Origin of the sequence: Pseudomonas sp. 20P_3.2_Bac5, assembly GCF_025466035.1 — a bacterium.
Taxonomy (GTDB): domain Bacteria; phylum Pseudomonadota; class Gammaproteobacteria; order Pseudomonadales; family Pseudomonadaceae; genus Aquipseudomonas.
Genome location: NZ_JANLOA010000070.1, coordinates 127,553 through 154,182, shown reverse-complemented (window position 1 = coordinate 154,182; position 26,630 = coordinate 127,553). Strand labels below are relative to the sequence as shown.

Sequence of the window (26,630 nt, the reverse complement as noted above, 5' to 3'; positions counted from 1 at the left end):
AAGTGGTTCCCAGCCATCCAGGCCAGCAGGCATGAATCCACACCGTCTTTCAGGATCTGCATTTGAACAACGCTTTATTTTCGACGGCCCCCGGCCGGATTGAACCGTGCGGCACCGGCGCCCAGGCGTCGCCGCTGACCATCGACCACGAACTTCGCGTGGGTACACCGTGAGCGTTTCCTTGAGCCGCCTCGAGCATCAGCTCGGCTACACCTTCAAGAACCAGGAGCTGATGCTGCTGGCCCTGACACACCGCAGCTTCGCCGGTCGCAACAACGAGCGGCTGGAGTTCCTGGGTGATGCCATCCTCAACTTCGTCGCCGGCGAAGCCCTGTTCGAACGCTTCCCTCAGGCCCGCGAAGGCCAGTTGTCGCGTCTGCGTGCCCGCCTGGTGAAGGGCGAGACCCTGGCCGTGCTGGCCCGTGGCTTCGACCTTGGCGAGTACCTGCGCCTGGGCTCGGGTGAACTGAAAAGCGGCGGTTTCCGCCGCGAGTCGATTCTGGCCGATGCCCTTGAGGCACTGATCGGTGCGATCTACCTCGATTCCGACATGCAGATCGCCCGTGAGCGCGTCCTGGCATGGCTGGCCGGCGAGTTCGAGAGCCTGACCCTGGTCGACACCAACAAAGACCCGAAAACCCGTTTGCAGGAGTTCCTGCAGTCGCGGGCCTGCGACCTGCCGCGCTATGAAGTGGTGGATATCCAGGGCGAGCCGCATTGCCGGACGTTCTTCGTCGAGTGCGAAGTGACCCTGTTGACCGAAAAAAGCCGGGGGCAAGGTGTCAGCCGGCGTATCGCCGAGCAGGTTGCAGCCGCAGCGGCACTGATCGCCCTGGGCGTGGAGAATGGCAATGACTGATACGAACACTACCCGTTGCGGCTATGTCGCCATCGTCGGCCGCCCCAACGTGGGCAAGTCGACGTTGCTCAACCATATCCTCGGGCAAAAGCTGGCGATCACCTCGCGCAAGCCGCAGACCACCCGTCACAACATGCTCGGGATCAAGACCGAGGGTGATATCCAGGCGATCTACGTCGATACCCCCGGCATGCACAAGAGCAACGAAAAGGCGCTCAACCGCTACATGAACAAGACCGCTTCGGCGGCGTTGAAAGACGTCGACGTGGTGATCTTCGTGGTCGACCGTACCCGCTGGACCGACGAAGACCAGCTTGTTCTGGAGCGCGTGCAGTATGTGCAGGGCCCGGTGATCCTGGCGATCAACAAGACCGACCGGATCGAGGAAAAGGCCGACCTGATTCCGCACCTGCAATGGCTGCAGGAACAACTGCCGAATGCCGAAATCGTGCCGATTTCCGCCCAGCAGGGACACAACCTCGAATCGCTGGAAGGCCTGATCGCCAAGCACCTGCCGGAAAACGATCATTTCTTCCCGGAAGATCAGATCACCGACCGCAGCAGCCGCTTCCTGGCCGCCGAACTGGTCCGCGAAAAGATCATGCGCCAGCTCGGTGCCGAGCTGCCGTACCAGATCACCGTCGAGATCGAAGAGTTCAAGCAGCAGGGTGCTGTGCTGCACATCCATGCCCTGATCCTGGTCGAGCGTGATGGCCAGAAGAAAATCATCATTGGCGACAAGGGCGAGCGCATCAAGCGCATCGGTACCGAGGCGCGCAAGGATATGGAAGTGCTGTTCGACGCCAAGGTGATGCTCAACCTCTGGGTCAAGGTCAAAGGCGGCTGGTCCGACGATGAGCGCGCGCTGCGCTCGCTGGGCTACGGCGACCTGTAATCCCCCAAGGCCCGATACCGTCCGGTATCGGGCCGACTTTTCCCGAAGCCGATCATGGAACAACCAGAGGCCCGACCGGCCTACGTTCTGCACAACCGCGCCTACCGGGAAACCAGTGCGCTGGTGGACTTCCTCACCCCCGAAGGGCGCGTGCGCGCGGTGCTGCGCCGTGCCCGTGGCAAGGGCGGCAGCCTGGCGCGGCCATTTTTGCCATTGGAAGTCGAACTGCGCGGGCGTGGCGAGCTGAAGAACGTCGGACGGCTGGACAGCGTCGGTGTGGCCGCCTGGCTGCATGGCGATGCGTTGTTCAGCGGGCTCTACCTCAATGAACTGCTGATCCGCCTGTTGCCGGCGGAAGATCCTCATCCCGCCTTGTTCGAGCACTACGCCGCGACCCTGCAGGCGCTCGGTGCCGGGCGTCCGCTGGAGCCGTTGTTGCGTTCGTTCGAATGGCGACTGCTGGATGAGCTGGGCTACGCCTTCGCCCTGGACCAGGACATCAACGGCGATCCACTCGCGCCAGATGGTTGGTACCGCCTGCAAGTGGATGCCGGACTGGAGCGGGTCTACCTGCTGCAACCCGGCCTGTTCACCGGCGCTGACCTCGCCGCCATGGCCGAAGCCGACTGGGAGGCGCCGGGCGCTCTCGCCGCGGCGAAACGCCTGATGCGCCAGGCGCTGGCGGTTCACCTGGGCGGTCGTCCGCTGGTCAGCCGCGAACTGTTTCGCAAGCGCTGAGCTCGTCGTATGCTGTCGGGCTCAATTTCCAGGAGAGTTTCTTCGTGACCCACAGCAACCGCATCCTTCTCGGCGTCAACATCGACCACGTGGCGACCCTGCGCCAAGCCCGTGGCACCCGATACCCCGACCCGGTCAAGGCCGCGCTGGATGCCGAAGAGGCCGGTGCCGACGGGATCACCGTGCACCTGCGCGAAGACCGCCGGCACATCCAGGAGCGCGACGTGTTGCTGCTCAAGGACGTGCTGCAGACGCGCATGAACTTCGAAATGGGCGTTACCGAGGAAATGATGGTGTTCGCCGAACACATCCGCCCGGCGCACATCTGCCTGGTCCCGGAAACCCGTCAGGAACTGACCACCGAAGGCGGCCTCGACGTGGCCGGCCAGGAAGCGCGGATCAAGGCGGCGGTGGAGCGCTTGTCGCGGATCGGTGCGGAAGTCTCGCTGTTCATCGACGCCGATGAGCGCCAGATCGAAGCCTCGCGCCGTGTCGGCGCGCCAGCGATCGAGTTGCACACCGGTCGTTATGCCGATGCCCACACCCCTGCTGAAGAAGCCGATGAGCTGAAGCGCATTGCCGATGGCGTGGCCTTTGGTCTGGGCCAGGGCCTGATCGTCAATGCCGGGCATGGTCTGCATTACCACAACGTCGAGGCGGTCGCGGCGATCAAAGGGATCAACGAGCTGAACATTGGTCATGCGCTGGTGGCGCATGCGTTGTTCGTCGGGTTCAAGGGAGCTGTGGCTGAGATGAAGGCGTTGATTCTGGCGGCTAGCCGGGGTTGATCGTTGTCGGGGCCGCTTTGCGGCCCATCGCCGGCAAGTCTGTCATTCACCCCGGAAACACCAGACTGAACCGCGTCGGCCCCTCCACCGCGCTGCTCACTTCGACCCGCCCGCCATGCACTTGCATGATCGACCTGACGATCGCCAGCCCGAGTCCCGTCCCGCCATCCTGCCGCGAACGCCCGCAGCCCACTCGATAGAACCGCTCGAACAGATGGGGCAAATGCTCCGCTGCGATCCCCGGTCCGCCGTTCTGCACCCAGCAGTGCATTCCGTCATTCTTTGCTTCGATGCCGATTTCAATCTGTTGCCCCGCCGGGCCATGGCGAATGGCATTGCTCAGTAAATTCGACAGCGCCCGTTGCAGCATCAGGCGGTCGGCCTGCACCGTGCCCCAGCCGCGTACCTTCAGCTCGATATCCTTGCTTTCGGCACTCAGGTCGAACAGCTCGGCGACCCGCCGCGCTTCGTCGCCCAGCGCCACCGTTGTCAGTTGCACATGCGTCAGCGGTTGGTCGACCTGGGCGAGAAACAGCATGTCGGTGATGATCCGGCTCAGCCGGGTCAGTTCCTCGATGCTGTCTTCCAGCGCCACCCGATAGTCCTCGGCCGGGCGCTCGCGGCTCAGGGTCACCTGGGCCTTGCCCATCAGGTTGCTGATGGGCGTGCGCAACTCGTGGGCCAGGTCATCGGAGAACTGCGCCAGTTGCTGAACGCCGCTGTCCAGCCGGTCGAGCATGATGTTGATGCTGTGTGCCAGTTCGCGCAGTTCCCGGGGCAGTTTCTCTTCCGGCAGACGGTGACTGAGGTCCTGCGCCGAGACTTGCGCGGCGATATGGCCGAAGCGGCGCAAGGGCGCCAGTCCGCCCTGCACCAGTTTCCAGGCGCACACGCCGATCAGCAGCAGCAACAGCGGCAACGCCAACACGGTGGAGCGCAGGTAGGCCTGCAGCAGGTCGAGGTCGTCGCTGCGGTTGACCGTCAGCAGTACCTGCACCGCCGTGCCGTCCTGCAGGCGCATGGCGCGGGCGGCGGAGAGCAGCGGATTGTCCTGGCTATCACGCCACTGGGTGAAGGACAGCGCGGGCCCGACGACGACGGTGTCCGGCGGCGCCTCCAGCGGCGGGCCGAGGCTGAGCAGTTCCGGATGGCGACCATGGCGTGCGGCCACGCTCAGGCTCAGGTTGTCGTGGCCCATCACCACATCCAGCAGGGGATGGGCGCGGGCGCGCAGGTCGGCGACCCTGAGGTCGACATTCAGGCTGTGCTCGATCTGATCCATCTTGCGCGTCAACTGCGCGCGTGCGCGGTTGTCCAGTTCGTGCTCCAGCGCCACCACTGCCAGCGCTGCCAGCAGCAGCACCAGCGCCGCGCCCATGACAATCACGCTAAGGCCCAGGCGCAGCGACAGCCGCGTCGTTCTCATTCGCGGGCTTCCAGCACGTAGCCGACGCCGCGCAGGGTGTGGATCAGTTTGTCCTCGAACGGGTCGTCGATCTTCGCTCGCAGGCGCCGAATCGAGACTTCGACGACATTGGTGTCGCAATCGAAATTCATGTCCCAGACCAGCGAAATGATCTGCGTGCGCGACAGCACGTCACCGCTCTGGCGCATCAGCAGGTGCAGCAGGGAGAACTCCTTGGCGGTCAGGTCGATGCGTTGGCCGCCGCGCCAGGCGCGGTGGCGGCTGGGGTCCAGTTCCAGGTCGGCGACTTTCAGGGTGGCCGGTTGCAAAGAGTGCTCGCTGCGCCGCAGCAAGGTGCGGATACGCGCCAGCAACTCGGGAAATTCGAAGGGTTTGAGCAGATAGTCGTCGGCCCCCAGGTCCAGGCCCTTGACCCGGTCGGACAGTCGGCCATGGGCGGTGAGCATCATGATTCGCGTGGCGGAATGGGCGCGCAGGCGCTGTAGCACGCTCCAGCCATCAAGCTCCGGCAAATTGACGTCGAGAATGATCAGGTCATAAGCCTGCTGCCGGGCCAGGTGCAGGCCATCCGGGCCGGTGCGGGCGCAGTCGACCACGTAGCCGTTTTCGGAGAGACCCTGTTGCAGATAGTCGGCGGTGCGGACTTCGTCCTCGATGATGAGCAGGCGCATGAGGTTCTCGGCATGGCGGAAAGAGGGGGGCGATTCTCGACCCTGAAGTCACTTCAGGGTCAAGCGGCGCTCGGCATGGTAAGCCAGGCGGCGGTGGTCGAAGGCGGAAATGACAGATTTGTAATATTTCAGTCACCTTGCCGATAAAGCCCGCTCCCTAGAGTGGCTCGCTCCGAAAAGTCAGCCGCCCTGCCGGCCTGCGACAGGGCGCAGGGGAGTACAGCCATGCGTTGCACAATCACCACCGGACGTGTCGGCCGCGGTCCGCGAAAAGCGCGGGCCTGGCCGCTGTCATTGAGCCTGGCGCTGTGGGTGCTGGCCCCGGCCAGCCTGGCCTCGACCCTAACGCTGGATGACGCCTTGCGCAGCGCCCGCGAACTCAACCCGGAACTGGCGGCCGCGCGCTGGGGCACCGACATCGCCGCTGGCGAGCGCATCCAGGCCGGTGTGCTGCCCAACCCGGAGTTGAGCTGGGAAGTCGAAGACACCCGTCGCCGCAGCCAGACCACCACCGTCACCCTCAGCCAACAGATCGAGCTGGGCGGTAAGCGCGGCGCGCGGATCGCCCTGTCCGAGCGCGACCAGGCTGTCGCCGCGCTGGAGCTGGAGCGCCGGCAAAACGCCCTGCACGCTGACGTCACCGCGGCCTTTCATGACGCCGCCCGGGCCCAGGAGCGACTGGAACTGGCCGGGCAGTCGCTGCGCCTGACCGAGCGTGGGTTGCAAGTGGTTCAAGGCCGGGTTCGGGCCGGGACGGCATCGCCCATCGAAGCGACGCGGGCGCAGGTGCAGGTGTCGCAGATGCGCCTGGAGCAGCAGCGGGCGGAGCAGGCCGTCGCGGTTGCCCATCAGCAACTGACGGCTGTCATCGGTATCGCCCAGGCCGGTTTTGACCGGGTCGAGCCGGTGACGAGCGGCCTGTCGCCGGTGCCGGCGTCCGAGCCGCTGCTCGATCGCCTCCCACAGACCGCCGATGTGCGCCTCGCCAGCCTGCAGATCGACCAGAGCGAAGCGGCCCTGGGCGTGGCCCGCAGCCAACGGATTCCCGACCTGACCCTGAGTGTCGGCAGCCAATACGACCGCACTGAGCGCGAGCGGGTCAACGTGCTCGGGGTGTCGGTCCCGCTGCCGTTGTTCGACCGCAACCAGGGCAATGTGCTGGCCGCCGCGCGCCGCGCCGACCAGGCGCGCGACCTGCGCAACGGCACGGAGCTGCGGGTGCGTAGCGAAGTGATCCAGGCCCTGGCCCAGTGGCGAACCGCCGGGCACGAAGTGCGCTCGTTCGAGACCTCGATCCTGCCGGCCGCGCAACAGGCGGTGGACGTCGCCACCCGCGGTTTCGAACGCGGCAAGTTTGGCTTCCTCGATGTGCTCGACGCCCAGCGCACGCTGGTCGAGGCACGCACCCAATACCTCGCGGCGCAGGCGTCGGGTACCGACGCCCAGGCCCGCATCCAGCGGATCTTCGGTGACCTGACCGGCACCCCGCTCTGATTCCCCCACGTTTCGAATCTGACTGCGCGCGGCCGGCCCCGGCCCGTCGCGCCTTTGCCGAGGAATTTGCATGAACAGGAAAACCATCACGCTGCTGTCCGTGACGCTGGTGCTCGGGCTCGGCCTGGGCACCGTGCTCGGGCAACGGATCGCCGCTCCGCATGCCGAGCAACCGGCCCGCGCCGCAGGGCACGATGAACATGGCGAAGAAGGCCATGGTGACGAGAAGCATGAAGAAAAGGGCCATGGCGACGAGGCTGAAGCCGGCCATGGGCACGGCGAAGAAGGCGCCGAAGGCGAGGGCGAGGAAGGTCATGTACGGCTGAGCGACGAGCAGATTGCCGTGGCCGGAATCGAACTGGCCACGGTGGAGGCGCGGACCCTGAGCCGCAGCCTGCACTTGCCGGGCGAGGTCCGTTTCGACGAAGACCGCACTGCCCATCTGGTGCCGCGCGCGGCTGGCGTTGTCGAGTCGGTGGCGGTCAGCCTCGGTCAGCAGGTCAAGGCCGGCGAGCTGTTGGCGGTGATCGCCAGCCCGCAGGTGTCCGAGCAGCGCAGTGAACTGGCGGCCAGCCAGCGCCGGCTGGAGATGGCGCGCAGCACCCTGGCGCGGGAAAAGGACCTGTGGGAGGAAGGTATCTCCGCCGAGCAGGATTACCTGCAAGCCCGGCAGGCCTTGCAGGAAGCCGAGATCGCCGCGGCCAATGCCCGGCAGAAAATCAGCGCCCTCAGCGGCAGCGTGGTGCTGGCCGGCGGCAATCGCTACGAACTGCGCGCGCCATTCGCCGGACAGGTAGTGGAAAAGCATCTGGTGCCCGGCGAAGTGGTCAGCGAAAACAGTGCCGCCTTCACCCTGTCGGACCTGTCGAAAGTCTGGGCGACCTTCGGCGTGGCCCCGCGTGACCTGGCCTCGGTGCGGGTCGGCATGCCGGTCACGGTGGTGGCGAGCGACCTCGGCGAGCAGGTCAGCGGCACCATCAGCCATGTCGGCAGCCTGCTGGGCGAGCAGACGCGCACCGCCACGGTCCGGGTGACCCTGGACAACCCGCGTGGCGCCTGGCGTCCGGGGTTGTTCGTGGCGGTGCAGGTGCCGACCGAGCGCCTGGCCGATGCCCTCGCCGTCCCCGAGCAAGCGGTGCAGACCGTCGAGGATAAAACCGTGGTGTTCGTCCGCAACGCCGAAGGCTTCGTCGCCCAGCCGGTGCAGCCGGGCGTGGCCGCCGAGGGCTTTGTCCAGGTGAGCGGCCTGCAGGCCGGCCAGCAAGTGGCCGCGCAGGGCAGCTTCATTCTCAAGTCGGAACTGGGCAAGGCCAGCGCCGAGCATTCTCACTGAGCCGCCACGGGTAATCGTCATGTTCGAACGCATCATTCAATTCGCCATCGAGCAGCGCCTGATCGTGCTGCTCGGTGTGCTGCTGATGGCCGGGCTGGGATTGGCCAGCTACCAGAAACTGCCCATTGACGCGGTACCTGACATCACCAACGTCCAGGTGCAGATCAACACCGCGGCGGACGGTTTCTCGCCGCTGGAAACCGAACAGCGCATCACCTTCGCCATCGAAACCGCCATGGCCGGTTTGCCCGGCCTGGAACAGACCCGTTCGCTGTCGCGCTCGGGGTTGTCTCAGGTGACGGTGATCTTCGAGGACGGCACCGACCTGTTCTTCGCCCGGCAACTGGTCAATGAGCGCCTGCAACTGGCTCGCGAGCAATTGCCCGAAGGCGTCGAGACGGCCATGGGGCCGATTTCCACCGGCCTGGGGGAGATTTTCCTGTGGACGGTGGAGGCCGAGGAGGGCGCGCGCAAGGCGGATGGCAGCCTCTACACCCCTACCGACCTGCGCGAGATCCAGGACTGGATCATCAAGCCGCAACTGCGCAACGTGCGTGGCGTGGCCGAGATCAACAGCATCGGCGGCTTCGCCAAGGAGTTCCAGATTGCGCCTGATCTCAAGCGCCTGGCCGCCTACAAGCTGACGCTCAATGACCTGCTCACCGCGCTGGAGCGCAACAACGCCAACGTCGGCGCCGGCTACATCGAGCGCCAGGGCGAGCAGTTGCTGATTCGCGCGCCGGGGCAACTGGCAGGCATCGAGGACATCGCCAACATCGTCCTGGCCAATATCGACGGCACGCCGATCCGCGTGCGCTCGGTGGCCGAGGTCGGCATTGGCCGCGAACTGCGCAGCGGCGCGGCCACCGAGAATGGCCGTGAAGTGGTGCTCGGTACGGTGTTCATGCTGATCGGCGAAAACAGCCGCAGCGTGTCGCAAGCCGTGGCGCAGAAGCTCGAGCAGATCAACAAGACACTCCCGGCCGGGGTCAAGGCGGTGACGGTGTACGACCGCACCGACCTGGTGGACAAGGCCATCGCCACGGTGAAGAAGAACCTGGTGGAAGGCGCGATCCTGGTCATCGCGGTGTTGTTCCTGTTCCTTGGCAATATCCGCGCGGCGCTGATCACTGCGATGGTGATCCCGCTGTCGATGCTGTTCACCTTCACCGGGATGTTCAGCAACAAGGTCAGCGCCAACCTGATGAGCCTGGGCGCGCTGGACTTCGGCATCATCGTCGACGGCGCGGTGGTGATCGTCGAGAACGCCATTCGCCGCCTGGCCCACGCCCAGCAGCATCATGGCCGCCTGCTGACCCGCGCCGAGCGCCTGCGGGAAGTGTTCGCCGCTTCCCGCGAAGCGCGCCGGCCGCTGATCTACGGGCAACTGATCATCATGGTGGTGTACCTGCCGATCTTTGCCCTGAGTGGTGTCGAGGGCAAGATGTTCCACCCCATGGCCTTTACCGTGGTCATCGCCTTGCTTGGCGCCATGCTGCTGTCGGTAACCTTCGTGCCGGCGGCCCTGGCGCTGTTTGTCACCGGCAAGGTCAAGGAAGAGGAAAACGCCCTGATGCGCGGCGCCAAGCGTGGCTACGCGCCGCTGCTGCGCTGGGTGATGGGGCATCGACCGCTGGCGTTCAGCCTGGCCGCGGTGATGGTGTTGTTGTCCGGCGTGCTGGCCGGGCGCATGGGCAGTGAGTTCGTGCCGAGCCTGAGCGAAGGCGACTTCGCCTTGCAGGCCCTGCGTGTGCCGGGCACCAGCCTGAGCCAGTCGGTGCAGATGCAGCAGCAACTGGAGCGCAGCGTGCTGGAACAGGTGCCGGAAGTGCAGCGGGTATTTGCCCGCACCGGCACCGCCGAGATCGCCGCCGACCCGATGCCGCCGAACATTTCCGACAGCTACGTGATGCTCAAGCCGAAGGCGCAGTGGCCGGATCCCGGCAAGTCCCGTGAACAATTGATCGCCGATATCCAGCGCGCGGCGGCACGGGTGCCTGGCAGCAACTACGAGCTGTCGCAGCCGATCCAGTTACGGTTCAACGAGCTGATTTCCGGGGTGCGCAGTGATGTCGCGGTGAAGTTGTTCGGCGACGACATGAGCGTGCTCAACCGCACCGCCGCCCAGATCGCCAGCACCCTGCAAGGTGTGCCGGGTGCTTCTGAAGTGAAGGTCGAGCAGACCAGCGGCCTGCCGGTGCTGACCATCGATGTCGATCGCGACAAGGCTGCCCGCTACGGGCTGAACGTTGGTGATGTGCAGGACAGCATCGCGGTGGCGGTGGGCGGGCGAAAGGCCGGCATTCTCTATGAAGGCGACCGCCGCTTCGATCTGGTGGTGCGCCTGCCGGATGAGTTGCGTACCGATATTCAGGGCATTTCGCGGATGTTGATTCCGGTGCCGGCCAGCGGCGGCAATGCGCAGATCGGCTTCATCAGCCTGGCCGACGTGGCGCGAGTGGAACTGGTGCAGGGCCCCAACCAGATCAGCCGCGAGGACGGCAAGCGTCTGGTGGTGGTCAGCGCCAACGTGCGTGGCCGGGATATCGGCTCGTTCGTCGCCGACGCGCAGGAACGGATCGATGCTCAGGTGCAGATTCCTGCGGGCTACTGGGCCAACTGGGGCGGTCAGTTCGAGCAGTTGCAGTCGGCGGCGCAGCGCTTGCAGGTGGTGGTGCCGGTGGCGCTGCTGCTGGTCTTCGCCCTGTTGTTCATGATGTTCAACAACCTCAAGGACGGTCTGCTGGTGTTCACCGGCATTCCCTTCGCCCTGACGGGCGGGGTGGTGGCGCTGTGGTTGCGGGACATTCCGCTGTCGATTTCCGCAGGCGTCGGTTTTATCGCCCTGTCGGGTGTGGCGGTGCTCAACGGGCTGGTGATGATCGCCTTCATCCGCAGCCTGCGCGAGCAGGGCATGCCGTTGCGCCAGGCAATCGATGAAGGTGCGCTGACTCGCCTGCGGCCGGTGTTGATGACGGCGCTGGTGGCGTCGCTGGGCTTTATCCCGATGGCCCTGGCTACCGGCACCGGCGCCGAGGTGCAGCGACCATTGGCGACGGTGGTGATCGGCGGGATTCTCTCGTCCACGGCGCTGACCTTGCTGGTGCTGCCGGCGCTGTATTACCGCGCCCATCGCAAGGATGAAGCGCTGGAGGATGCAGAACGGGAGGAGGCCAGAGCCTGATCGATGACGCCCGCTGGCGAGCCTTGCAGCACTGTAATGTGCGGCTCACCTTGTCGTTAGGCGGGCGTCCTTATGATCGCGGTGAATTCATTCACGAGGTCAGATCCATGAACTTCAGCAAATACGCACTGATCGCCGCGCTCACCCTGGGCAGCACCAGCGTCATGGCCGAAGGCGGCGCCGAGCGGGCCCGGTTGTTCGTCCAGCAATTCAAGGAAAGCCAGCAGCAGCTTTGGGGCGACAAGGGCGTCAAGGCGCAGAAGACCGAGCAGGTTGTCCAGAGCGATCAGCGCACGCCGAAAGGCAGCAACAAGTAACAGCCATTCACCGCTCCACAACTCCTTTGCGAGGTGAATGTTTTGGGCGCCCCTTGGGGTGCCCTTTTTTTTGGTTCTTCACGGAATCGCGGGGACGATGGGCTTTGGTCCTGGTTTTGGCTTTGGCTTTGCGAACTTATCCATTCGATGCGGCGAGGCTGCCGGCCCCTTCCGCCCTTACGGCGGCCTACTTTTTTCTTGGAAAAAGTAGGCAAAACCGCTCGCTCCCACATCCGGCCCTACGCTGCGCTCCGGGTCCCCTCGCTCCGGCGCCTTTCGGGGCCACGCGGTCTACGACTTGCTTCGCAAGTCTTCAACTCGCGTCTTCGGCTAACGCCGAAGGTGCTGCGCACTGCCCCTACAGGCACCTCCGCTCGGCCTCCTGAAGTCGCGAAGTTACGGGCGGCGCCTGGACTGGCGCATCTTCGAAAGCAAAGTCTGGTGCTGGTTTGCCAGATGAGGTCAGGTGGTTTGCGAGCAAGGAACAGCTTACTCGGCGGCGGACGCTATCGCCGGCAAGCCGGCTCCCACAGGGGGCGCGGTGTGAGCAGTTTTTGTGGGCCACTGATTTGCTTTTGCTGTTGCTCTTGATGCGCGCAAGTTCAGACGCCACAGATTGCGACGTCAGAAGGCCGAGCGGAGGTGTCTGTAGGGGGCAGGTGCGCAGCACCCTTCGGCGTAGCCGAAGACGCGAGGTGAAGACTTGCGAAGCAAGTCGTAGGCCGCGTGGCCCCCGAAAGGCGCCGGAGGGAGGGGACCCGGAGCGCAGCGTAGGGCCGGATGCAGGAGCCAGCGGTTTTCGTCTATTTTGCCAAGACAAAATGGACTCGCCGTAAAGGCGAAAGGGGCCGGCAGCCTCGCCGCATCGAACGGATAAGCTCAGATCTCCCAAGCCCAAAGCCCCCAGTATTCCGTGAAGAACCCTTACTTGCGCGCCACCAACACCGCCCGCCGTGGCGCCGGCAGGCCTTCGATGGTCAGGCTGTGATCATTCGGGTCGAGAAAATCGCTGAGCGACTGATAGCGCATCCAGTCGGTGCTGCGCTGTTCTTCCACGCTGGTCACGCTGACATCCACGCAGCGCACATCCTGGAATCCGGCGCGGCGCAGCCAGCGTTCCAGCGCCGGCACCGACGGGAGATACCAGACGTTGCGCATCTGCGCGTAGCGGTCTTCCGGCACCAGCACCTGGTTTTCATCGCCTTCGATCACCAGGGTTTCCAGCACCAGTTCGCCGCCTTTGACCAGGCAATCCTTGAGCGCCAGCAGGTGCTCGATGGGCGAACGGCGATGGTAGAACACGCCCATGGAGAACACGGTGTCGAAGCCTTCCAGTGCTGCGGGCAGGTCTTCTAGGGCGAAGGGCAGGTGCCAGGCCGGCAGTTCCGGCAGGTAGCGCTGCACCGCCTGGAACTGGCAGAAGAACAGCCAGTTGGGGTCGACGCCGATCACGCTGTCGGCGCCGGCGCCGAGCATGCGCCACTGGTAGTAGCCATTGCCGCAGCCGACATCCAGTACGCGCTTGCCGCGCAGATCGAGGTGCGGCGACACCCGCGACCATTTCCAGTCCGAACGCCATTCGGTATCGACGTGCACGCCGAACAGGTCGAACGGACCCTTGCGCCACGGCGACAGGCCCATCAGCGCGCTGCGCGCCTGTTCGCGGGTGGCGTCGTCGCAGTCGAAGTCCAGGCGCAGGCCGTTGACCAGGTCGATGTCGCGCGGGGTCAGGGCCGGCAGGGCATCCAGCGCGCTTTGCCAGCGCTCCAGGTCGCCATGGCCTTTTTCCAGTTTGCTGTCGAGTTGCGCTTGCAGGCCCTGGGACCATTGCGCCAGGGGCGTGCCCGCCAGGCGGCGGACGAGGGGAGAAAGATCGATCATGGCAAGGCAATCAGAGAGGCGAAGTTCAGGCACTGGAACCACGGCACCACCTTGGAGAAGCCCGCGGCCAGCAGGCGTTCGCGGTGTTCTTCGAGGCTGTCGGGTTTCATCACGTTTTCGATGGCGCTGCGTTTCTGGGCAATTTCCAGTTCGCTGTAGCCATTGGCGCGCTTGAAGGCGATATGCAGGTCGGTGAGCAGCGCGTGCTCCTCGGCGTCTTCGAAGCGCAGTTTTTCCGAGAGGATCAGCGCACCGCCCGGCACCAGCGCCTGGCGGATCTTGCCGAGCAGGGCCAGGCGCGCGGCCGGCTCGACGAATTGCAGGGTGAAGTTCATCGCCACCACCGACGCCGGGTGCAGCTCAAGGGCGGTGATGTCGGCCTCGATCACCTGTACCGGCAGCAACTCCTGGTACATGGCGTCCTGCGCCTTGAGGTACTCGGTGCAGCGCTCGACCATGGCTGGCGAGTTGTCCACCGCCAGTACCCGGCAGCCTTCGCTGCGCACATGCCGGCGCAGCGCCTGGGTGACGGCGCCGAGGGAGCTGCCGAGGTCATAGAGCAGAGTGTCCGGGCGGGCGAACTGCGCGGCGAGCACGCCGATGTTCTCGACGATGGTCGGGTAGCCGGGCACCGAGCGCTTGATCATGTCGGGGAAGACCCGCACGACATCTTCGTTGAAGGTGAAGTCGGGCACCTGATCCAGCGCTGCGGAGAATAGACGGTCGGGTTCTTGGCTCACGGTATGTACACGGGATGGTCGAAACGGGGCGACATTCTAGCCAAGTGGGGAAGGGATGCCTATGAGTTACCGGACCAGCGCCCGTCTTCAGCCGCTTCTACAGGATGTTTCCGCCCTTCAGGACGGAACCCGGCGGCTCCCATCGCGCGAGCAGGTCCTTAGGGTAGTCCTCCTGTCATGTCGTCCATGACAGCAATCAGGTCCGGGAAGGACTTTTTGATGAGGACACACCAATGATCATTCATGAACAGAATGAGTCGCTGCAGGCGCTGGATAGCCAGCAGCGAGCCGAGTTCGTTCCGAAGCAGTATTTCGATGTCATTTCCAGACGTACTGAAAAAAACAGGATGCAACCGGCGCTGATTTTTACCGCCGACAACCTGAGATCCATCAAGCGGTATGTGGAGTACGTCTATCGCTTGCCGAAAAGTGCTGACGAAATCAGCGAAGGCCACAACTTCGCGCTGCTGGGGCTCGATGCCAATCTCGTTCTCAGGCACTACGCCAGCCTGCGCAAGCATGCCGAGGCGTGGGACATCATCGAGCGTGAGTCCAAGCGCCTGGGCACCCAGCTTGAACAATTCGCCAAAGAGTTCCTCGCACAGGGCGACCACCTGCTCTCCGCGCTGAAAAGCACGGCTGCCTATGGCCGGCTCAGTGAACGCCTGGTTGACGTGATGGATGACGTCACGCTCCAGCACCTGCCGTACCGGGTGCTGGACAGCAAGGATCAGGCGCAGATCGTCAATGTCGGGGTCTACCTTTCGTTCATCAGGGAAGACATCGACGAGGCCAAACAGGACATTGCGACGATCAAGGAGCGGGCAATCTGGTTCACCGATGCGGTCGTGAAGCAGTTGCGCCCGGAAATCGATTGGTTGATGCAACGGCTCAACAATGTCGAGGCCGAGAAAATAATCAGTACGCTGCGTGCGGAAATCGAGCCGATGGATGGCTTGATTGCGCAGAAGAGTGCCGAGTATCAGGCGCTGGTGGGCTATGCGTTTTCCGGGCTGGCATTCGGCTTGATCGGGGTGGCGATTACTGGCGGTATTTATGGCGCGCAGGCCGAGCAAGTTCGCGCCGAAAAAAACGAGTTGATATGCCGCCGGGATGCGTTGGCACAGAAAATCGCTGCCATCAGCCCGATGATCGGGAGCTTCGAAAAGACCTCGTTGCAGATCGCCGACCTGAAGTTTCGCCTGACCGAGGTGCAGACGGCCGCGAAGAACCTCGAGGATGTCTGGAGCATGCTGGGCGTGTACGTCGAGGAGTCGGAGGAGGAAATGCGCCGGATCGATACCGACATCAAGCTGGCGACGTTCATCCACCGCTTCGAGCGTGTTGTGCGGCCGTGGGAAAGCATTCGCGGCCTCTCCGCGCAACTGTCGCGGATCTTCAACGAAACGCTGGATGAAATCAGCCGCAAAGGAGCCCTTCGATGAACAATCCCATGACACCCGTGGATGATTACCCGCTTCCCGCAGTGGCGAAAATGACCGTCTTGAGAGAGCGGATTCTGGAGGTTATCTACAACGACACTCAGGGGCTGTTGCCCGTGTTCGTTGAAAGCGCGCAGAACCTTGCCAGTGCGGTACTGAAAACCGACCGGATGCTCAACGATCAGGTACTGAGTACGTTGGTCCTGCTGCGCAACCATATGTGGGACGACCTGTGCACATCCCTGGAGGAGGCCCGCCGCCTGCCGGCTCAGGGTGAGCAGCGAGACATGGCTGTGCGCAATCGCGAGCGGGACCTGGAACAGGATGCGCAGCGCGATGTTGAGCGCCTGGAGAGCAAGGAAATGGAGATCGAGGAGCAGTTGCGCGCACTGGAAGCGCTCAGGCTACCGGCGACGGGGCAGCGTTCCGCCAGCCTCATCGAACAGCGCGATAACTTGCTGAAGCTCATCGCCAGCGAGCGAGGGCGTATGAGTAGCCTGGATGCTCGGATTGCCGACACGACGTTGGTGATCGACGCCTTCGATGCGCCGAGCGTATCCAAAGTGTTCAAGGGCTTGATTCCTACGGAACAGGAGGTAGAGCAGGTGACCAAGGCGCTTGCCGGCAAGGGGGTGAGTTCCGACCTGTTGATAAGTGCGTCGAAGAGGTTCGTGGACAATCTGTCGGGCGTCATGGAAGGGCGAAAACTGCTCGACCTGACCCGCGCGCGGAACCGGCTGGTGAGCGAACGCGATGCCATCCGCAGGGAACTGTTCGATTGGGACGCGAAACAGGCGGGGCTGGAGCGCGAACTCGGGCAGTTGCCCAACGTGACAGTGTTGAGCGATCTGCGCAGTCAATGGCTGGAGCAAGGGCGGGTGCTGACGCGCAGTTGGGCCATGCAGGTCGCGGTGATGAAGCAGCAGACCAGCCTGGCGGACCTGGCGGACAGGTTGGCGGCGATGACGCGGTACTTGCTGGCCGTACGCCGCCTTTATGAAGCGGCCTAGCGTACCGAAACCTGGCAGTCGAAGGTCCGCTCGGGCTTGACCTCGGGGGCCCAGGGTTGCTGGTAAACCAGCAGCAGGTGGCCGCTGCCGGCGGTGCGGGCGCGGAAGCGCCAGGTGGACTGGCCGGCGCTGCCGACCATGCCGTCGGTATCCGCGCTGCTGTAGACCTCGGGGCCGAGGGCGGTGAGGACGCTGTTGGCGGGATTCTGCAGCAGCCAGCGGTAGCCGGTGCTGGGGTTGCTCGGGAGCGTGAGGGTCAGGGCCTGACCGACGCTCAGGCGGATCGGGCACTCGCTTTGGCTTTCGACGATAAGGGTTTCGGGCTGCACGGCATCGCGCGAGCAGGCGGCCAGCAGGCTCACGCCCAACAGCAGGGCGGTACGGCGGATAGTCATGATCGCTCCGGAGCGCGAGTGGGTATGGGCTCGGAGCTTAAACCGGATGGAGGTTCAGGTTCTACTGGTGCTGTGGGAGCGGGCGTACCCGCTCCCCCAGGTAACCATCAGGCGAACATCACCTTCGCCACATCGCCGAAACGCTTGGCGAAATGCACGGTCAGCCCCTGCTTGAGGTAGTCCGGCAGTTCCTGGAAGTCGCCGCGGTTGGCTTCCGGCAGGATCAGTTCGAAGATCTTCTGCCGCCGCGCCGCAATGACTTTCTCCCGCACCCCGCCAATCGGCAACACATGCCCGGTCAGCGTCATCTCGCCGGTCATCGCCACGCCTTTCTTCGGCGACTGGTCGCGGGCCAGTGAGAGCAGGGCGGTGGCCATGGTGATACCGGCGCTCGGGCCGTCCTTCGGCGTGGCACCTTCCGGCACATGCAGGTGGACGAAGGCTTCGTTGAAGAAGGTCGGATCACCGCCGAACTGCTTCAGGTGCGAACTGACGTAGCTGTAGGCGATTTCTGCGGACTCCTTCATCACGTCACCCAGTTGCCCGGTGAGCTTGAAGCCGCGATTCAAGGTGTGGATGCGGGTCGCTTCGATCGGCAGGGTGGCGCCGCCCATGCTGGTCCAGGCCAGGCCGGTGATCACCCCTTTGCCGGCCAGCACCTGTTCGCTGCGGAACACCGGCATGCCCAGCGCGGCTTCGAGGTCTTTCGGGCCGATCTTGATCACGGCGTCCGGTTCGTCGAGCAGGCGGACCACGGCCTTGCGCACCAGCTTGCCCAGTTGTTTTTCCAGTTGCCGCACCCCGGCTTCGCGGGCATAGCCCTCGATCACCAAGCGCAAGGCCGCGTCGCTGATGCTCAGGCTGGTCTTGGCCACGCCGGCTTTTGCCAGTTGTTTGGGCCACAGGTGGCGCTTGGCGATGGCCAGTTTTTCCTCGGTGATGTAGCCGGACAGGCGGATCACTTCCATACGGTCGAGCAACGGACCGGGGATCGAATCGAGGGTGTTGGCGGTGCAGACGAACAGCACTTTGGACAGGTCCAGGCGCAGGTCGAGGTAGTGGTCGAGGAAGTCGACGTTCTGCTCCGGGTCGAGGGTTTCCAGCAGTGCCGAGGCCGGGTCGCCCTGGTAGCTCTGGCCCATCTTGTCGATCTCGTCGAGCATGATCACCGGGTTCATCACTTCCACGTCCTTCAGCGCCTGCACCAGCTTGCCCGGTTGGGCGCCGATGTAGGTGCGGCGATGGCCCTTGATCTCGGCCTCGTCACGCATGCCGCCGACGCTGAAACGGTAGAACGGCCGGCCCAGGGATTCGGCGATGGACTTGCCGATGCTGGTCTTGCCCACGCCCGGCGGGCCCACCAGCAGCACGATGGAACCGCTGATCTCGCCTTTGTAGGCGCCCACGGCGAGAAATTCGAGGATGCGTTCCTTGATGTCGTCCAGCCCGGCGTGGTGCTGGTCGAGCACCTTGCGCGCGTGTTTGAGGCTGAGCTTGTCGGTGCCGTACACGCCCCACGGCAGGGCGGTCGCCCATTCCAGGTAGTTGCGGGTGACGGCGTATTCGGGCGAGCCGGTTTCGAGGATCGCCAGCTTGCCCATTTCTTCGTCGATGCGTTTTTTCGCGGCGGGCGGCAGGGTCTTGCCTTCCAGGCGCTGCTTGAACTGTTCGAGGTCGGCGCTGCGGTCGTCCTTGGTCAAGCCCAGCTCCTGCTGGATGACCTTGAGCTGTTCCTTGAGGAAAAACTCGCGCTGGTGCTCGCCAATCTGCCGGTTCACCTCGGCGGAAATCTCGTTTTGCAGCCGCGCGACTTCGACTTCCTTGCGCAGCATCGGCAGGACTTTTTCCATGCGCTTGAGCATCGGCACGCAGTCGAGGACTTCCTGCAACTGCACCCCGGTGGCCGAGGTCAGGGCTGCGGCGAAGTCGGTCAGCGGCGACGGATCGTTGGGGCTGAAGCGGTTGAGGTAGTTCTTCAGCTCTTCGCTGTACAGCGGGTTGAGCGGCAGCAGCTCCTTGATCGCGTTGATCAGCGCCATGCCGTAGGCCTTCACCTCGTCGGTGGGATCGGCGGGCTGGTGCGGGTATTCGACTTCCACCAGGTATGGCGGACGGTGGTGTTTGAGCCAGGTGCGGATGCGCACCCGGGTCAGGCCCTGGGCGACGAACTGCAGCTTGCCGTTCTCGCGGCTGGCGTGGTGCACCTTGACCAGCGTGCCGTACAGCGGCAGGGCCGAGGTGTCGAAATGACGGTGGTCTTCGACCGGCGTGTCCATGAAGAACAGCGCCAGGGAGTGGTGCGGGGTTTTCGCCACCAGGTCCAGGGTTTCCGCCCACGGTTCTTCGTTGACGATCACCGGCAGCACCTGCGCGGGGAAGAACGGGCGGTTGTGAATCGGGATGACGTAGACCTTGTCCGGCAACTGTTGGCCGGGCAATGCCAGGGTCCGGCCGGTGGGATCGTGATCTTCGAGATGTTCGACTTCGGCGTATTCGTCTGGGTGTTCCGGTAGATCCTGCTGGTCGCTCATGGGGCACCTGCGTGAATGACTATGGTGCTTAGATGGGGCGGTAGGTGGGTGGTTTCAATGCCTGACGGATTTTGTCGGAGAGTCTGACCGGACGGTCGATGCCGATCGAAGCTTAGTGCAGTGATTGCCAAATGCTACTGTGACGGTTTGTCGGTTAACCACTGGGCAGGGAGGTAAGGCGATGGACGTTGCACTCAAGCGCATCAACCGCGAACTACATGATTTCAGCAAGGATCCACCGGCCAATTGCAGCGCGGGGCCGGTTGGGGACGACCTGTTTCATTGGCAGGCGACGTTGATGGGGCCGTCGGGCAGCCCGTATGAAGGCGGGGTGTTTTTTCTCGATGTGCAGTTTCCGCCGGATTACCCCAATCATCCGCCGAAGTTGCGCTTCAAGACGCCCGTGTGGCATCCCAATATCGGGGAGGACGGCGAGGTCGGGCTGGATATCCTGGACGAAAACTGGACCCCGGCGCTGACCCTGGCGAAGGTGATGTTGAGCGTCAGTGCGTTGCTGGTCGATCCGGATCCGCGGGGGGCGTTGCAGCTGGAAGCGGCGCTTGAGTATCAGCGGATGCGGGTGGAGTTCGACCGGAAGGCGCGGGAGTGGACGCGGAAGTTTGCCATGTAGGTTTGCGGTGGTTTTGAGGGCCCTATCGCCGGCAAGCCGGCGATAGGGCCTCAGCCGCACTCAGTTCGGCAATTTGTAAGCGATGATGTAATCGCCCATCTTGGTACCCAGCGAACCGTGACCACCCGCGGTGACCAGCACGTACTGCTTGCCGTCCTTGCCGGTGTAGGTCATCGGGGTCGCCTGGCCGCCCGCCGGCAGGCGGGATTTCCACAGTTCCTTGCCGGTGTTGACGTCATAGGCGCGCAGGTACTGGTCCAGGGTGCCGCTGAGGAAGCCGAGGCCGCTGGCGGTGACGATGGAGCCGCCCATGCTCGGCACGCCGATCGGCAGGCCGATCGGGATCGGCGAGCTGTCGCGGCTGGTGCCGTTCTTGTGTTTCCACACCACTTTGTTGCTGAGCAGGTCGATACCGGCCACATAACCCCAGGCTGGGGCCTGGCACGGCACACCCAGCGGCGACATGAACGGGTGCATGATCACCGCGTACGGCGCGCCGGTATTCGGTTGCACGCCGCTGGTCTCGCTCTCGCGCTTGCTGCCTTCGGCCACCGCGGCACGCGGCACCATCTTCGAGACGAAGGCCATGTAGTTCGGGCTGGTGAACAGGATCTGCCGAACCGGGTCAACCGACACGCTGCCCCAGTTGAACACGCCGACGTTACCCGGATAGACCAGCGAACCCTGCTCCGACGGCGGGGTGTACTGGCCTTCGTAGCGCAGTTGGCGGAACTGGATGCGGCAGAGCATCTGGTCGAACGGACTGGCGCCCCACATGGCCTGTTCGGTCAGGTCCGGGCCGAGCAGGTTGAGGTCGGAACGGGCCTGGGTCGGTGCGGTGTGGTCGCCTTCGACCGCGCCTTGCGGTGCCGGGATCTCGCGGATCGGCACGATGGCGCTGCCGTCGCGACGGTCGAGCACGTACAGGCTGCCCTGTTTGGTCGGGGCGATCAGCGCCGGCTTGATGCCGTCGGCGGTCTTTAGGTTGAGCAGGGTCGGCTGGCTGCCGACGTCCATGTCCCACAGGTCGTGGTGGGTGAACTGGTAGTTCCAGCGCACCTTGCCGGTGGCGAGGTCGAGGGCGACGATGCCGGCGCTGAATTTTTCCGCGCCCGGGGTGCGGTCGGCGCCCCACTGGTCTGGCGTCTGGTTGCCCAATGGCAGATAGACCATGCCGAGGTTCTCGTCGACGCTGGCCAGCGACCACATATTCGCCGAGTTGCGGCTGTAGGTCTTGCCGGGGGCGAGCGGTGCGGTCTGGTCGGGGTTGTTGCTGTCCCAGTTCCACACCAGGCGACCGTCGTGGACGTCGTAGGCGCGGATCACGCCGGACGGCTCGTTGGTCGATTCGTTGTCGGTGACGTGGCCGCCGATAATCACCAGGCCGCGGGTGATGGCGGCGGGCGAGGTGGAGTAGTAGCCGCCGGCGGTGAACGGGCCGATGCCTTGGGTCAGGTCGATCACGCCCTGGTTGCCGAAGCCTTCGCAGACTTTGCCGTTGTCGGCGTTGAGCGCGATCAGGCGCGCGTCGGCGGTGGGCAGGTAAAGGCGACGCGGGCAGGCGCGGGCCACGGCCTGGCCGGCCTCGGAGATTTTCGGCGCCGGGCTGCCGTCGGCGTTCACGTAGCCGTTTTCGTCGTAGTAGGAGACGCCGCGGCAGGTCATGTGGGCGAAGCCCTTGAAGCCGGACGGGCTCTTGATCTGCGGGTCGAAGCGCCAGATTTCCGCGCCGGTGTCGGGGTTCAGGGCCAGCACCTTGCTGTGGGCGGTGCAGGCGTAGAGCATGCCGTTGACCTTCAGCGGGGTGTTCTGGTTGGTCAGCTCGACCGGATCGTTGTCGGTGGGCATGTCGCCGGTGCGGATGCGCCAGGCTTCTTCCAACTGATAGATGTTGGTCGGAGTGATCTGGCGCAGTGGCGAGTAGCGGTCGCCGAACTCGGTGCGGCCATAGGCCTGCCAGTCGCCGTCGGGCATGTCCGGGGCGGTGCTGCCGAGGGTGGTGGTGTCGCGACCCAGTTCACCCTTGATTTCGCCGGGGTAGGTGAACTGGCTGGCGATGGCGGTGGCGCCGGAGGCCACCACTGCCAGGCTCAGCAGGGCAACGTTGATGCGCGCCGGCTGACCGGCCAGGCCACGCAGCGGACGCCGCGCCCACGGCAGCAGCAAAACCACGCCGATGGCGAACCACAGGGCCAGGCGCGGCACCAGTTGCCACCAGTCCAGGCCGACTTCCCACAGTGCCCAGGCGGTGCTGCCCAGCAGCACCAGGCCATACAGGCCCAGGGCATGCTTGCGCAGCGCCAGCAGCATGACACCGGACACGGCGAAGCCGATCCCGGCAATCAGGTAATACAGCGAACCATCGAGCTGCATCAGCTTGATACCGCCGGCCACCAGGGCCATGCCCATCAGCAACAGCAGCACGCCGAGCAGTCTCGGTAACCAGCGGGTTCTACTCAGGGCACCCTCAGTGCTCATCGTCAGTTCTCCATCATGTTGAAAACGTCAGGCCCGGGGGCCGGTTAAAAGCTGCTCTGGATCTTCAGGCCACCAATCAGCGCGTCGTCCACCTCGCTGACGCCGCCCGGATGGCGGATGTACTGCAGGTTCGGGCGCACGGTGAGCCAGTCGGCCAGGTGAATGCCGTAATACAGCTCGGCGCTGTATTCGGTGTCCTGGACCGGCAGGAAAGTGGAGTCGTCGTAGGTGTCGACGCCGGCGACGGCATTGCGCGTCTCGGCGTTCTTGCGGTAGGCGGGATTGACGTGCACGCGGGCCAGGGCGAAGCCGATGTCGTCCTTGGCGCGGGCATCGAACGGCCCCTTGTACACCACACCTGCCTGAACATAGTTGTCGATGGCATTGGTCTTCTTATCGTGCAGCGTGGCATTGGCGAAAACGCTGAGGCCACGGGAATGGTCGCTTGCCAGCGACGTCACCTGCTGCTGCGCCCCCAGCCAGAATCCGTGCTTGCCCGCATGACGGGCGTAGGCCTGGCCACTCATTGCCGCAGCGTGATCGTCGTCGTCGCGGTAAACATCGTTTGCCTTGGCATTACTGTAGTAGTAGCCGGCGCGATATTCCCCTTTGAGGCCTCTGACTGCCGGGCTCCAGACCAGTTCAAGCGGAAACATCGCGCCTTGGGTGCCGCTGCCGCTGAGTTTGAAACCGTTCTGCCGGTCGAGGTTGGACGGGTTCTGCTCGAAGGCGCCGACCTGCGCGTACAGCTCGGGCGTCAGGTTGTAGCGAACCCGTGCCGCCCACTGGCTGACCGGCCAGTTGTACCAACTGTCGCCGACCCAGTTGCCGACCTGCGAACCGCAGAAGGCCAGGTTCTGGAAGTCGCAAGGGAAGCTGTTGAAGTCCTCGCCTTCGCCGAAGCGGCCCACTTTCACGTCCAGCGCGCCGTCGAAGTACTTCTGTTTGACCCACATCTGCGTCAGCCGCCAGGTCTGGCCGCGTCCCCAGACTTCCTGGGCCGAGGTGAAGCCGCCGACGCGCGGGTCGTTGATGCGGTCGTTGCTGATGTTGTTGCCGTGGCGTTCGGTGACGGTCAACTGGAACTCGGCGTCGTGCCAGCCGAGGATCTTCTCCAGGTCCAGATGGCTGCCGAAGCCGAACTGGTCGCTGTAGCGGGCGGTGCGGTCGTGGTCATGACCGCCGCGCAGGTTGCTGCCCATTTCCCCGGTGTAGGTGAGGCTGAAGTCGTAGCCGCGTTCGGCCAGTTCGGTGCGGCTGCCGTTCCAGTCGCCGAGCATCCACGGCGAGTCGGTATCGAACAGCGAAGCGCCGTGGGCGGCACCGGCGAAAGCGCACAGCAGCGGCGCGGCAAGGAGGTGGGGAGCAGGGAAGCGAGGCATGAGATAGCGCTATCTTTTGAGTGTTGAAAAAAACGGCAAATGTCCCGGCGGGTGGAGGATCGCCAGGATTGTGTAGTGATTTTGGTGGATTAAGCGTTTCAGCTTGGGGCGGGAGAATATAGAGGATCGTGGGGATTGGAAAGGCGGAGCCTCGCGATGGAGTGTTGTGGGATTGGTAACAATCCTGCTTGCAGGCCTTCGCGACGAAGCGTCGCGAGGGCCGCAAACGATCAGAACGTTGTACGCAAACCGACCTCGACACTGCGTCCGGCCGCCGGCGCGATATCCCGCAGGATCGAGCTGGCATAGCGCACCGTCTGGTCCGTCAGGTTCTCGCCGCGGACGAACGCCAGCCACTCGCTTTCGCCGACATTGAAGCGGTAGCCGAGGCTTGCCCCGAGAGTGGTGTAGCCATCGGTGCTGGTTTCGTTGGCCGGCTTGCGGTGCTGCGAGGCGGCGTGTTGCACGTCGATCCGCGCCTGCCAGCGGTCGAGGTTCCACAGCAGGCCGCTGTTCAGGCGCAGCGGGGCGATGCGCGGCAGGTCTTCGCCGGTGTCGAGGTTCTTCGCGCGGGTGTAGTCGCCGGACAGCTCCAGGGCGAAGCTGCCGTAGCGGTTTTCCAGCAGTTGCCAGCGGTCCTGCGCCTCGATGCCATAGAACCGCGCGCGCACGCCGCGGTAGAGGTACTCGGGCACGTCGCCTGCGTGGTCATGATCGTGGTCGTGGTCATCATGGTCATGATCGTCGTCGCCGTGGTCATGGCCTTCGCGCATTTCGCCGCTGGCCAGCAGGCCGATGTAATTGCTGAAGTGGCTGTAGAACACCCCGACGCTGCCTTTGTGCGTGCCGTTGTCGAAACGCAGGGCCAGGTCGCTGGCGATGGCTTTCTCTTTCGACAGGTTCGGATCGCCCACCTCGTAGCTGCCGGTGGCGACGTGGGCACCGTTGGCGTACAGCTCGTAGAAGGTCGGCGCGCGCTCGGTGTAGCCGAGGCTCGCGGCCAGCGACCAGACCGGCGTCAAGCGGTACACCGCGCCGGAGGACAGGCTGGCGGCAGTGAAGCTGCTGGCGCTGTCGGCCTCGGCGAAACGCTCGCTGCCCTGGCTGTCGGGGTCGACCCGGGTGTGTTCCAGGCGACCGCCGAGGCTCAGGTTGAGGCGCTCGGTGGCTTGCCACTGTTCCAGCAGGAACAGCGCGACGCTGTTGGTATCGGTCTGCGGGACGAAGGCTTCTTCACCCAGGGCCGAGAATTCGTTGCGGCTGACCTGTGCACCGATCACGCCTTCCACCGGGCCCAGCGGCTGGTGCCGGGCTTCGACGCGGGCTTCGTAGCCTTTGTTCTTGAAGGTGGTGTGAACCTCGCCTTCTTCCAGTTCGCGGTGTTGGTAATCGGTGTAGCCGAGGTCGAATTTCAGTGAGCTGAATGGGCCGTCCAGGTCGCGGATTTCCGAGGCGAAACCGTAGTGATCCTGCTCCATGGCCAGGCGCACGCCGGGTTCCGCCACCGAGCCGTAGTTGGAATCGTAGCGGCTGTAGGACAGGCCGGTGTAGCCATGCTCCCAGGTGTAGGAACCGCCGATGGCGCCGCCGTCCTGGCGACCGTCGCTGTTTTCCAGACGGTGACGGCTGCCGGGTTCGCCGGCATCGCGAACCTTCGCGCTTTGCGCGTAACCGGGAATGCGCAGGTCATTGAACTGACGACTGTTGGCGTCCAAGTGCAGGGCGAAACGACCGTCGCCCGCTTCCAGTTTGCCGGCGCTGCTGCGGGTGGTGTCGGCGCCGCCGTAGCGCAGTTCGCCAGCACCGTGGATGCCTTCGATGGCTTCGGTGGGAATGCGGTTATCGAAGGTATTGACCACGCCGCCGATGGCGCTGCCGCCGTAGAGCAGGGCGGCGGGACCGCGGACGATTTCCACGCGCTCGATGTTCACCGGGTCCAGCGGAACGGCGTGGTCGTAGGACAGCGCCGAAGCGTCCAGCGCACCGACGCCGTTGCGCAGCAGGCGAATGCGGTCGCCGTCCAGACCGCGAATGATCGGCCGGCTGGCGCCCGGGCCGAACCAGGTCGAGGACACGCCGGGCTGGTTGTTGAGGGTTTCACCGAGGCTGCCTTTCTGTTGCAGCAGTAACTGGTCACCTTCCAGCACGCTGCTCGGCGTGGCCAGTTGCGCGTTGCCCAACGGGTTGGCAGTGACTACCTGAGGTTGCAATTCCAGCGCCTGGCTTGGTGAGCTGGCAAGCCAGAGGGCGACGGCAAGGGGTGAAAGGGGGAGCGGGAGGTAACGCATGCAAGGTCCTTGGCAGAGGTCATTTATAGTTACACTATAACATTGCCGTGAAATCAAAATGCAATCCCTCTCGTGGCGCATCCCGCCAGCTAGACTCCTGAAAGCCTCGATCCGGATGAAAGAGGCAGACGCGCGCCGACACCTGGG

General features: G+C 64.3%; 20 protein-coding genes. 11 read left to right on the top strand and 9 right to left on the bottom strand.

The window, feature by feature from the left end; all coding sequences use genetic code 11:
- Positions 1–169 precede the first annotated feature (169 nt).
- Genes rnc through pdxJ form a run of 4 tightly spaced genes read left to right on the top strand, consistent with a single transcriptional unit; the run spans position 170 to position 3,280 of the window.
- A complete protein-coding gene (gene rnc, locus NTD88_RS13710; protein WP_095154842.1) occupies positions 170–859 on the top strand; it encodes a ribonuclease III in 690 nt (229 codons plus the stop codon).
- On the top strand, positions 852–1,754 hold the full coding sequence (gene era, locus NTD88_RS13705; protein ID WP_095154843.1) for a GTPase Era: 903 nt from the start codon (positions 852–854) through the stop codon (positions 1,752–1,754). The genes rnc and era overlap by 8 nt, the downstream gene beginning before the upstream one ends.
- A gap of 54 nt (positions 1,755–1,808) precedes the next feature.
- Positions 1,809–2,492, top strand: coding sequence for a DNA repair protein RecO (recO, locus tag NTD88_RS13700; RefSeq protein WP_095154844.1), 684 nt, complete (start codon positions 1,809–1,811; stop codon positions 2,490–2,492).
- Positions 2,493–2,536: 44 nt separating this feature from the next.
- Positions 2,537–3,280 (top strand): pyridoxine 5'-phosphate synthase, encoded by a 744-nt coding sequence (gene pdxJ / locus NTD88_RS13695; RefSeq protein WP_095154845.1) that lies wholly within the window; start codon positions 2,537–2,539, stop codon positions 3,278–3,280.
- Positions 3,281–3,326: 46 nt separating this feature from the next.
- Here the strand turns inward: pdxJ and NTD88_RS13690 are convergent, their stop codons facing one another.
- Entirely contained in the window at positions 3,327–4,706 is a 1,380-nt protein-coding gene (locus tag NTD88_RS13690; protein ID WP_262154405.1) for a heavy metal sensor histidine kinase, read from the bottom strand.
- Positions 4,703–5,377: a heavy metal response regulator transcription factor gene (locus tag NTD88_RS13685; protein ID WP_262154403.1), complete on the bottom strand. Its 675-nt coding sequence runs from the start codon at positions 5,375–5,377 to the stop codon at positions 4,703–4,705. Before NTD88_RS13685 ends, NTD88_RS13690 begins: the two co-directional genes overlap by 4 nt.
- A 225-nt stretch (positions 5,378–5,602) precedes the next feature.
- Here NTD88_RS13685 and NTD88_RS13680 point away from each other — a divergent pair, with 225 nt between their 5' ends.
- The 4 genes from NTD88_RS13680 (at position 5,603) to NTD88_RS13665 (ending at position 11,705) form a co-directional block, all read left to right on the top strand.
- Entirely contained in the window at positions 5,603–6,871 is a 1,269-nt protein-coding gene (locus NTD88_RS13680; protein WP_262154402.1) for a TolC family protein, read from the top strand.
- A 70-nt stretch (positions 6,872–6,941) separates the two neighbouring features.
- On the top strand, positions 6,942–8,204 hold the full coding sequence (locus tag NTD88_RS13675; protein WP_262154400.1) for an efflux RND transporter periplasmic adaptor subunit: 1,263 nt from the start codon (positions 6,942–6,944) through the stop codon (positions 8,202–8,204).
- 19 nt (positions 8,205–8,223) lie between these two features.
- Complete coding sequence (locus NTD88_RS13670) at positions 8,224–11,388, top strand: CusA/CzcA family heavy metal efflux RND transporter (protein WP_262154398.1); 3,165 nt, start codon at positions 8,224–8,226, stop codon at positions 11,386–11,388.
- 107 nt (positions 11,389–11,495) lie between these two features.
- Positions 11,496–11,705, top strand: a complete 210-nt coding sequence (locus tag NTD88_RS13665) for a hypothetical protein (RefSeq protein ID WP_262154397.1) — start codon at positions 11,496–11,498, stop codon at positions 11,703–11,705.
- A 924-nt stretch (positions 11,706–12,629) separates the two neighbouring features.
- Here NTD88_RS13665 and cmoB read toward each other — a convergent pair.
- Both cmoB and cmoA read right to left on the bottom strand, forming a co-directional pair.
- The gene (cmoB, locus tag NTD88_RS13660) at positions 12,630–13,586 is read right to left on the bottom strand and encodes a tRNA 5-methoxyuridine(34)/uridine 5-oxyacetic acid(34) synthase CmoB (RefSeq protein ID WP_262154396.1); all 957 of its coding nucleotides are present in this window, start codon (positions 13,584–13,586) and stop codon (positions 12,630–12,632) included.
- Complete coding sequence (cmoA, locus tag NTD88_RS13655; protein WP_262154395.1) at positions 13,583–14,326, bottom strand: carboxy-S-adenosyl-L-methionine synthase CmoA; 744 nt, start codon at positions 14,324–14,326, stop codon at positions 13,583–13,585. Before cmoA ends, cmoB begins: the two co-directional genes overlap by 4 nt.
- A gap of 233 nt (positions 14,327–14,559) precedes the next feature.
- Between cmoA and NTD88_RS13650 the strand changes: the two genes are divergently transcribed.
- Together NTD88_RS13650 and NTD88_RS13645 are read left to right on the top strand one after the other, a co-directional pair.
- A complete protein-coding gene (locus NTD88_RS13650; RefSeq protein ID WP_095154854.1) occupies positions 14,560–15,771 on the top strand; it encodes an alpha-xenorhabdolysin family binary toxin subunit A in 1,212 nt (403 codons plus the stop codon).
- Positions 15,768–16,778 carry an alpha-xenorhabdolysin family binary toxin subunit B gene (locus NTD88_RS13645; RefSeq protein WP_262154394.1) on the top strand — a complete coding sequence of 337 codons (1,011 nt, stop codon included), beginning with the start codon at positions 15,768–15,770 and terminating at the stop codon, positions 16,776–16,778. The genes NTD88_RS13650 and NTD88_RS13645 overlap by 4 nt, the downstream gene beginning before the upstream one ends.
- On the opposite strand, the gene NTD88_RS13640 is transcribed toward NTD88_RS13645, so the two are convergent.
- Both NTD88_RS13640 and lon read right to left on the bottom strand, forming a co-directional pair.
- Positions 16,775–17,173, bottom strand: a complete 399-nt coding sequence (locus tag NTD88_RS13640; protein WP_262154392.1) for a protease inhibitor I42 family protein — start codon at positions 17,171–17,173, stop codon at positions 16,775–16,777. The two genes, NTD88_RS13645 and NTD88_RS13640, sit on opposite strands and share 4 nt — an antisense overlap.
- A 107-nt stretch (positions 17,174–17,280) precedes the next feature.
- The gene (gene lon, locus NTD88_RS13635; RefSeq protein ID WP_262154391.1) at positions 17,281–19,704 is read right to left on the bottom strand and encodes an endopeptidase La; all 2,424 of its coding nucleotides are present in this window, start codon (positions 19,702–19,704) and stop codon (positions 17,281–17,283) included.
- A 181-nt stretch (positions 19,705–19,885) separates the two neighbouring features.
- Between lon and NTD88_RS13630 the strand changes: the two genes are divergently transcribed.
- Positions 19,886–20,335 (top strand): ubiquitin-conjugating enzyme family protein, encoded by a 450-nt coding sequence (locus NTD88_RS13630; protein WP_262154390.1) that lies wholly within the window; start codon positions 19,886–19,888, stop codon positions 20,333–20,335.
- A 60-nt stretch (positions 20,336–20,395) separates the two neighbouring features.
- Here NTD88_RS13630 and NTD88_RS13625 read toward each other — a convergent pair whose 3' ends face one another.
- The 3 genes from NTD88_RS13625 to NTD88_RS13615 all read right to left on the bottom strand — a co-directional run bounded on the left by NTD88_RS13625 (position 20,396) and on the right by NTD88_RS13615 (position 26,483).
- Positions 20,396–22,813: a glucose/quinate/shikimate family membrane-bound PQQ-dependent dehydrogenase gene (locus NTD88_RS13625; protein ID WP_262154389.1), complete on the bottom strand. Its 2,418-nt coding sequence runs from the start codon at positions 22,811–22,813 to the stop codon at positions 20,396–20,398.
- Positions 22,814–22,857: 44 nt separating this feature from the next.
- A complete protein-coding gene (locus NTD88_RS13620; protein ID WP_262154388.1) occupies positions 22,858–24,195 on the bottom strand; it encodes a carbohydrate porin in 1,338 nt (445 codons plus the stop codon).
- Between the two features lie 230 nt (positions 24,196–24,425).
- Positions 24,426–26,483, bottom strand: a complete 2,058-nt coding sequence (locus NTD88_RS13615; RefSeq protein ID WP_262154387.1) for a TonB-dependent receptor — start codon at positions 26,481–26,483, stop codon at positions 24,426–24,428.
- Positions 26,484–26,630: the final 147 nt, after the last annotated feature.